Origin of the sequence: Pantoea brenneri, assembly GCF_038594305.1 — a bacterium.
Classification (GTDB): Bacteria; Pseudomonadota; Gammaproteobacteria; order Enterobacterales; family Enterobacteriaceae; genus Pantoea; species Pantoea brenneri.
Genome location: NZ_JBCGBG010000016.1, coordinates 1 through 2,204 on the forward strand (window position 1 = coordinate 1; position 2,204 = coordinate 2,204).

At 53.3% G+C, this 2,204-nt stretch carries 1 rRNA gene; it reads right to left on the reverse strand.

The annotated features are described in order from the left end of the window. A 23S ribosomal RNA gene (locus tag AABB92_RS23295) occupies positions 1 to 2,141 on the reverse strand; the annotation flags it as partial. Between the last annotated feature and the right edge of the window lie 63 nt (positions 2,142 to 2,204).

The window sequence follows — 2,204 nt, forward strand, 5'->3', positions numbered from 1 at the left end:
GCGCTTCAAAGCCTCCCACCTATCCTACACATCAAGGCTCAATGTTCAGTGTCAAGCTGTAGTAAAGGTTCACGGGGTCTTTCCGTCTTGCCGCGGGTACACTGCATCTTCACAGCGAGTTCAATTTCACTGAGTCTCGGGTGGAGACAGCCTGGCCATCATTACGCCATTCGTGCAGGTCGGAACTTACCCGACAAGGAATTTCGCTACCTTAGGACCGTTATAGTTACGGCCGCCGTTTACCGGGGCTTCGATCAAGAGCTTCTCCTTACGGATAACCCCATCAATTAACCTTCCGGCACCGGGCAGGCGTCACACCGTATACGTCCACTTTCGTGTTTGCACAGTGCTGTGTTTTTAATAAACAGTTGCAGCCAGCTGGTATCTTCGACTGGCTTCGGCTCGGGGAGCAAGTCCCTCCACCTACGCGCCAGCGTGCCTTCTCCCGAAGTTACGGCACCATTTTGCCTAGTTCCTTCACCCGAGTTCTCTCAAGCGCCTTGGTATTCTCTACCTGACCACCTGTGTCGGTTTGGGGTACGATTTTGTGTTACCTGATGCTTAGAGGCTTTTCCTGGAAGCAGGGCATTTATCACTTCAGCACCGTAGTGCCTCGTCGTCACGCCTCAGTGTAAAGTGAACCGGATTTGCCTGGAACACACACCTACACGCTTAAACCGGGACAACCGTCGCCCGGCTGATATAGCCTTCTCCGTCCCCCCTTCGCAGTAACACCAAGTACAGGAATATTAACCTGTTTCCCATCGACTACGCCTTTCGGCCTCGCCTTAGGGGTCGACTCACCCTGCTCCGATTAACGTTGAACAGGAACCCTTGGTCTTCCGGCGAGCGGGCTTTTCACCCGCTTTATCGTTACTTATGTCAGCATTCGCACTTCTGATACCTCCAGCATGCCTCACAGCACACCTTCGACGGCTTACAGAACGCTCCCCTACCCAACAACACATAGTGTCGCTGCCGCAGCTTCGGTGCATGGTTTAGCCCCGTTACATCTTCCGCGCAGGCCGACTCGACCAGTGAGCTATTACGCTTTCTTTAAATGATGGCTGCTTCTAAGCCAACATCCTGGCTGTCTGTGCCTTCCCACATCGTTTCCCACTTAACCATGACTTTGGGACCTTAGCTGGCGGTCTGGGTTGTTTCCCTCTTCACGACGGACGTTAGCACCCGCCGTGTGTCTCCCGTGATAACATTCTTCGGTATTCGCAGTTTGCATCGGGTTGGTAAGCCGGGATGGCCCCCTAGCCGAAACAGTGCTCTACCCCCGAAGATGAGTTCACGAGGCGCTACCTAAATAGCTTTCGGGGAGAACCAGCTATCTCCCGGTTTGATTGGCCTTTCACCCCCAGCCACAGGTCATCCGCTAATTTTTCAACATTAGTCGGTTCGGTCCTCCAGTTAGTGTTACCCAACCTTCAACCTGCCCATGGCTAGATCACCGGGTTTCGGGTCTATACCCTGCAACTTAACGCCCAGTTAAGACTCGGTTTCCCTGCGGCTCCCCTATACGGTTAACCTTGCTACAGAATATAAGTCGCTGACCCATTATACAAAAGGTACGCAGTCACCCCCATAAAGAAGGCTCCCACTGCTTGTACGTACACGGTTTCAGGTTCTGTTTCACTCCCCTCGCCGGGGTTCTTTTCGCCTTTCCCTCACGGTACTGGTTCACTATCGGTCAGTCAGGAGTATTTAGCCTTGGAGGATGGTCCCCCCATATTCAGACAGGATACCACGTGTCCCGCCTTACTCATCGAGCTCACAGCCTGTGTGTTTTTGTGTACGGGAGTATCACCCTGTACCCTGCGACTTTCCAGACGCTTCCACTAACACACAAGCTGATTCAGGCTCTGGGCTGCTCCCCGTTCGCTCGCCGCTACTGGGGGAATCTCGGTTGATTTCTTTTCCTCGGGGTACTTAGATGTTTCAGTTCCCCCGGTTCGCCTTGCAGCACTATGTATTCATGCTGCAATGATGCACTGAGTGCACCGGGTTTCCCCATTCGGACATCGACGGCTGTAGCGGTTCATATCACCTTACCGTCGCTTTACGCAGATTAGCACGTCCTTCATCGCCTCTGACTGCCAGGGCATCCACCGTGTACGCTTAGTCGCTTAACCTCACAACCCACAGGCGTTTTTCAGCGCTGCGTGTTGCAAGCATTTGAGAGACTCGAACATGTC